6 protein-coding genes are annotated in these 6000 nt (G+C 76.5%); 5 read left to right on the forward strand and 1 reads right to left on the reverse strand.

Annotated elements, in window-relative coordinates; genetic code table 11:
* The first annotated feature begins 3 nt into the window (after nucleotides 1-3).
* A complete protein-coding gene (locus ACFQ6N_RS35775; RefSeq protein WP_380658169.1) occupies nucleotides 4-162 on the forward strand; it encodes a hypothetical protein in 159 nt (52 codons plus the stop codon).
* Between the two features lie 161 nt (nucleotides 163-323).
* Here the strand turns inward: ACFQ6N_RS35775 and ACFQ6N_RS35780 are convergent, their stop codons facing one another.
* Complete coding sequence (locus tag ACFQ6N_RS35780) at nucleotides 324-1406, reverse strand: alcohol dehydrogenase catalytic domain-containing protein (RefSeq protein WP_380658171.1); 1083 nt, start codon at nucleotides 1404-1406, stop codon at nucleotides 324-326.
* A gap of 258 nt (nucleotides 1407-1664) precedes the next feature.
* Between ACFQ6N_RS35780 and ACFQ6N_RS35785 the strand changes: the two genes are divergently transcribed.
* The 4 genes from ACFQ6N_RS35785 to ACFQ6N_RS35800 all read left to right on the forward strand — a co-directional run bounded on the left by ACFQ6N_RS35785 (nucleotide 1665) and on the right by ACFQ6N_RS35800 (nucleotide 5927).
* Nucleotides 1665-2318, forward strand: a complete 654-nt coding sequence (locus ACFQ6N_RS35785) for a class I SAM-dependent methyltransferase (RefSeq protein ID WP_380658173.1) — start codon at nucleotides 1665-1667, stop codon at nucleotides 2316-2318.
* Nucleotides 2319-2556: 238 nt separating this feature from the next.
* Complete coding sequence (locus ACFQ6N_RS35790) at nucleotides 2557-3768, forward strand: hypothetical protein (RefSeq protein ID WP_380658174.1); 1212 nt, start codon at nucleotides 2557-2559, stop codon at nucleotides 3766-3768.
* Nucleotides 3769-3775: 7 nt separating this feature from the next.
* Entirely contained in the window at nucleotides 3776-4792 is a 1017-nt protein-coding gene (locus ACFQ6N_RS35795; protein ID WP_380658176.1) for an N-acetylmuramoyl-L-alanine amidase, read from the forward strand.
* Nucleotides 4793-5009: 217 nt separating this feature from the next.
* Nucleotides 5010-5927 (forward strand): hypothetical protein, encoded by a 918-nt coding sequence (locus ACFQ6N_RS35800; RefSeq protein ID WP_380658178.1) that lies wholly within the window; start codon nucleotides 5010-5012, stop codon nucleotides 5925-5927.
* Nucleotides 5928-6000 lie beyond the last annotated feature (73 nt).

The following is a 6000-nucleotide window of genomic DNA, read 5'->3' on the forward strand; positions in this document are numbered from 1 at the left end:
CTCATGTCCGACACCCTCACCGACACCACCGGACCCGCCCTCGGGACCGACGCCGACGAGAAGACGGCCGAGGACGCGCACGGCCGCCACCGGGGCCGTTCCGCCTCCGACGACAGCTCGGAGTCCGACCCGCACGGCCGCCACCGCGCGGCGCGCGGCTGACCGCGGCCGCAGCACCACGCCGCCGCAGCCGCGGCACGCACAGGGCCCGCCGAGGGGAGCAGCGCTCCCCTGCGGGCCCTCGCTCGTTTCCCGGCGCCCGTCCGGGCCGGCGCCCGTTACCCGGTACTCATCGCCGGTCTCCCGTCGCCCGCCCGGTGCCGTCAGTCCATCGTCACGACGGTCCGCAGCGCCTCGCCGCTGCGCATCTGCGCGATCGCCTCGTTGACGTCCCCGAGGCCCACCCGGTGGGTGATCATGCCGTCGAGGTCGATCCGCCCGGCCCGCCAGAGGTCCACGACCAGGGCGATCGTGCGGCCGACCGGGGCCCCGCCGTAGAGCGAGGGCAGCAGGCGCTTCTCGTTGAAGAACAGCTCGCCCATGGTGAACTGCGCGAGGTCGTCCTGGGCGCCCGCGCCGATGACCACGACGGCGCCGCCGCGGCGGGCCGCGTCGTAGCCGGCCCGGACGGTGGCGGAGCGGCCGACCGCTTCGAAGACGTAGTCGAAGCCGCCGCCGGGCAGCTTCTTGGCGACCGCCTTCAGGTCCTCGGGGGCGATCGCCTCGGTGGCGCCGAAGGCGAGGGCGCGCTCCCGGCGGGAGGCGACCGGGTCCACGACGGTGATCCGGCCGGCGCCGCAGACCCGGGCGCCCTGCACGGTGGCCACGCCGACGCCGCCCGCGCCGATCACCGCGACGGAGGCGCCGGGCTCGACCCGGGCGGTGTTGACCGCCGCGCCGATGCCGGTGGTGACGCCGCAGCCGATCAGCGCGGCGGCCTCGTACGGGAGGTCGGCGGGCACCTTGATGACGGCGTCGGCGGAGACCACCACCTCGTCGGCGAAGGCCCCGGTGCCGTAGAAGCCGGAGGCGATCAGGCCGCCCTCCTCGATCCGGAAGCCCGGCGCGCCGAGCCGGCGCAGGCTGGCGATGCAGAGGTGCCCGCGGTCGCGCACGCAGTGGTCGCAGCGGCCGCAGGGGGCCATCCAGCAGAGCACCACGCGGTCGCCGACGGCGAGGCCGGTCACGCCCTCGCCGATCTCCGTGATGTCGCCGGCCCCCTCGTGCCCGGGGACGAACGGCGCGGGCTGCGGCAGGACGCCGCTCATCGCGGAGAGGTCGGAGTGACAGAGGCTGGCGGCCCGCATCCGGACCCGGACGCTGCCCTTCCGGAAGCCGACCGCGGTCACGTCCTCGCGGACGTCGAGGGTGTCCTGGCCGGTCTTGTGCAGGACGGCTGCGCGCATGGTGCTGCTCCCTGTGTGCATCGTGTGACGCGGAGTGGATCCTCGGACGGGCCGATTCTGGCACGGGCCGCGCGACGCCGGGAGGACGGGTTCCACCGGGGCGGACGGGGCTCCGGCAAGGGGCGGCAAGGGTCCGGCAACAGGCCGGGGGCCCGTGCCGCCCGGATTCCCCCCGGCGTTCCGGGCCCGACGACGACGACACCGCTACCGTCCAGTAGGGTCCGAGCAGTCCGTCCCGCCCGACCCGAGGAGCACCCCATGTCCGACCTGCTGGAGAGCGCCCGCCCGGCGCCCGGGGTGCTGGCGGCGTTCGAGACGGCCACCGGGTTCATGCCGGTCGACGAGGGGCTCGCCCTGTACGCGGCGGCGGTGGCGGCTGCCCGCGCGACCGGCCTGCCGGTGCTGGAGATCGGCACCTACTGCGGCCGCTCGGCGATCCTGCTGGCGGCGGCGGCCCGGGAGGCCGGGACGGTCGCGCTGACCGTGGACCACCACCGCGGCTCGGAGGAGCAGCAGCCCGGCTGGGAGTACCACGACCCGACCCTGGTCGACCCCGAGGTCGGGCTGATGGACACCCTGCCCCGGTTCCGCCGCGCCCTGCACGCCGCCGGGCTGGAGGAGCACGTGGTGGCGCTGGTCGGCCGCTCGCCGCGGATCGCCGCGCTGTGGGGGCGCCCGCTCGCCCTGGTGTTCATCGACGGCGGGCACACCGACGAGCACGCGACCGGCGACTACGAGGGCTGGGTGCCGCACCTGGCACCGGAGGGCCTGCTGGTGGTGCACGACGTCTTCCCGGACCCGGCGGACGGCGGCCAGGCGCCGTACCGGGTGTACCTGCGGGCACTCGCCGAGGGCTTCGAGGAGGTCTCGGTGACCGGCTCGCTGCGCGTCCTGCGCCGCTCCGCCCACTGACCCCGGACGCCCGACGCCCCGACGCCCCGACGCCGGACGCCCTGACGCCCGGCCCCCGGAGACCCGCTCCCCTCTCTCCCCCGTTCTCTCCCCCCGTCCCACGGATCCGCCGAGCCGCCCCACGGCCCCGCACCGATGCTCTAACGTCGTGCCGGGGCTGTCGGGCGGGGGTTCGAACGGTACGGTGGCCGCGCAGCACCAGGCAGAGCATCGGCGGACGGTGGGGGCCAGCAGCGACATGACGGACCAGCAGAACACCGCTCCGGCGGTCTGGGACCCGACGGCGCGCGGCGGCGCCGGCGGCTGGGTGCGCGGTCCGCAGTCCCCGGCCGCGGCCGTACCCCCCGCCGAGGGGGCCGCCACCCCGCAGCCGCCCGCGCCGCAAGCCCCCGCCGACCCCCGGCTCGGCCTGCTCGCCCCGGAGCCCGTGCCCGGCGCCGTCGGCGACCAGGGCCCGCCGCTGGGCGCCCGCCCGTACCTGGCCGCCGCGCCCGGCTACGACCCGCCGACCACCCCGCTCCCCCGGACCGCCACCCCGCCCCCGGCTGCACCGCCCGCCTCACCGTTCCCCGCGCACGCGACGGCGCAGCACCAGCCGGCGGGCGGCTACGGCTACCCGCAGCCCCCGGCCGCCCCGCCGCAGCCCCCGTACGGCGCCCGGCCCGACCACCCGACCGGCTACCCGGCCGACTACCCGACCGGCCACCCCGACCGGGACGAGGACGAGGACCGCCCGACCAACCGCAAGGCCCCGCTGCTGATCGGCTTCGCACTGCTCCTGGTGCTGGCGGTCGGCGGCGGCCTGCTGTACGCCGCCCGCGACGGCGGCGACAAGGGCGGCCAGGCCGCGCCGGCCCCCGCCACCGCCCCGACCGGCTCGGACGCCCCGCAGCCCGTCCCCGCGCCCGCCGGGACGGATGCCGCGCCGAGCGGCGCCGCGAGCACCCCGGCCCCGTCCGGCACCGCGCCGTCCCCGACCGGCGCCGGGCCCAACGCCCAGGCCCAGGCGCAGGCCCTGGACGGACTGCTCAGCGAGGGCGAGAACGCCAAGGCCCCGATCGGCAGCGCCGTCGCCAAGGTGACCAGCTGCCCGTCGAAGGCCGACATCGAGAGCGCCGCGCAGGTGTTCGACAACGGCGCCAACCAGCGCTCCGCGCTGCTGACCAAGCTCGCCAAACTGACCGTCACGGACGTGCCGGGCGGAGTGGACGCGGTGAACTCGCTGAAGTCCGCCTGGCAGCTGTCCGCCGACATCGACAAGGCGTACGCGAGTTGGGCGCGCGCCGTCGCCGCCCAGGGCTGCTCGGGCCGGGCGCCGACGACCGCGGACAAGAAGCACGCGGACGAGCTCAACCCGCAGGCCACCCAGGCCAAGACGGACTTCATGACCAAGTGGAACACCATCGCGAACGGCTACGGCCTGACCCCGCGGACCCAGGACAGGATCTGACCCGCCCGTGACCGGCACCGCCCCCCGACCGCCCCGCCGTTCCACCCTGCTGCGCGCGACCACGGTGGCGGCCGCGGCCGTTCCGCTCTGCACGGCGGGCTGGTTCGGCTGGCAGGCCCTCGACCGCTCCGGCCCGGCCGGCGCCACGGCCGCCGCCTCCGCCCCGGCCGCCGACCGGACCGCCGACGACCCGGCCGGGGCGCCACTCACCCCGCCCGTGGCACCGCCGCCCACCGCCGACACCCCGGCGGCCGAAGCGCCCACCCCGGCACCCACCCCGTCGGCGCCCCCGGAAACCCCGGCGCCCCCGGCCTCCGCACCGGCGTCCGCACCGGCCGCACCCGCCACCACCGGCCTGGCCGGCCGCACCGTCGTCCTCGACCCCGGCCACAACCCCGGCAACTCCGCGCACACCGCCGAGATCAACCGTCAGGTGGACATCGGCAACGCCCGCAAGGAGTGCGACACCACCGGGACGGAGACCAACGCCGGCTACACCGAGGCCGACTACACCCTGGACGTCTCCCGCCGGGCCCGCGCCATCCTGGTCGCCCGGGGCGCCACGGTGGTGCTGGTGCAGGACGGCGACCGCCCCTGGGGCCCGTGCATCGACGAGCGCGCCCGGACCGGCACCGAAGCGCACGCCGACGCCGCGGTCTCGGTGCACGGGGACGGCGGCCCGGCGGGCGGCAGCGGGTTCCACGTGATCATGCCGGCCAAGGTGGTCGCCGGTAAGGCGGACACCTCGGCGATCGTCGAACCCTCGCACCGGCTCGGCCTGCTGCTGCGCGACCGGTTCCACGCGGCGACCGGCGAGCCGTACGCGGACTACATCGCGAACCAGGGCCTGGACACCCGCTCCGACCTGGGCGGGCTCAACCTCTCGACGGTCCCCAAGGTGTTCATCGAGTGCGGTAACATGCGCAACTCGACGGACGCGAAGCGGATGACGGACCCTCAGTGGCGCCAGCAGGCGGCCCAGGGGATCGCCGACGCGCTGACCGCGTTCCTGACGACTCCATAGAAGAATCGAAGACCCAGCAGGGAAGTCGAGCCGCGTGATCCGGGCCGGACGGCAGTACGCCCGGCCCGCACGGTTTGCAACGACTTCGCCCCGTTCCCGGTCCCGCCGTGCACGGGCAGGACGGTTGGGCCTAGGCTTCTGGTCCGTTCGGGAGTTTCGGCCGGTCGGCCCGACCGCACGAACCACCGTCCACGACACGTCAACGAGGGGAACGTTAGTGAATCTGCGCGCTCTCACCAGGGGAGACGCCGCCGTCGCAGGCGCGGCCGTCCTGCTCTTCATCGCCTCCTTCCTGCCCTACCTGTCCGCCGACTGCAGCGGCCGGTTCTGTGCGGAAGCCTCAAAGAACGCGTGGAGCACGGACCTGTTCCCCGTCCTGCCCTCGATCTTCCTGCTCGGCATCGTCGCCGCGGTGCTGATCCTGGTGCAGCGATTCCAGGGCGAGGCCGCGGCCAACCGCCAGGTGCTCGGGCTGCGGCTGGACCAGTGGGGCATCGCCTTCTCGGTCGCCGCGCTGTGGACCTCGGTCTGGGCGCTGGGCGCCAGCCCGTACGGCCCGAACGTCAGCCACGGCTTCGGCGCCTGGCTCGGCTTCATCTCGCTGATCGTGCTCGCCGGCGCGGCCGCCGCGGGCCCGCTGGTGCCCGCGCTGAAGGCCCCGCTGGTCGCCGACCGCCCGGCCGCCGTGCCGTACCAGGGCGGTTACCCGGTCCCGGGCCAGCCCGGCCACCCGGGTGCGCCCGGTCAGCCCGGCCAGTACGGCTACCCGGCGCAGGGCCAGGACCCGGCCTTCGGCGCCCAGGCCGGCTACGGCTACCCGGCCGCCGGCCAGCCGCAGCCCGGCCAGCCGGCCCAGCCCGGTCAGCCGCAGGACGCCGGCGTCCCGGTCGCGCAGCCGGCCCCGGCCGCGCAGCAGCAGGCCGCCCCGGCGGCGGACTTCCAGCCGTTCTGGTTCGCCGTCCCGGCTCCGCGCCAGCTGGCCCCGAAGGACAACCCGGCCGGCGCCCCGGTCGGCGAGGTGGTGCCCGGTACCTGGTACCTGGCCGTCGAGCAGCGCGGCACCGCGCTGGTCGCCCAGCTGGCGGACGGCACCCAGGGCGTGCTCGCCGACACCGCCGGGATCCAGCGCGGCTGACCTCCCCGGACACACGCGGAAGGGGGGGGGCCGGTGAGAGGGGACCCCCCACCCCCGGACCGCCCGACAGACC

Source organism: Kitasatospora sp. NPDC056446 (genome assembly GCF_042796115.1).
In the GTDB taxonomy this organism is placed as follows: Bacteria; Actinomycetota; Actinomycetes; order Streptomycetales; family Streptomycetaceae; genus Kitasatospora.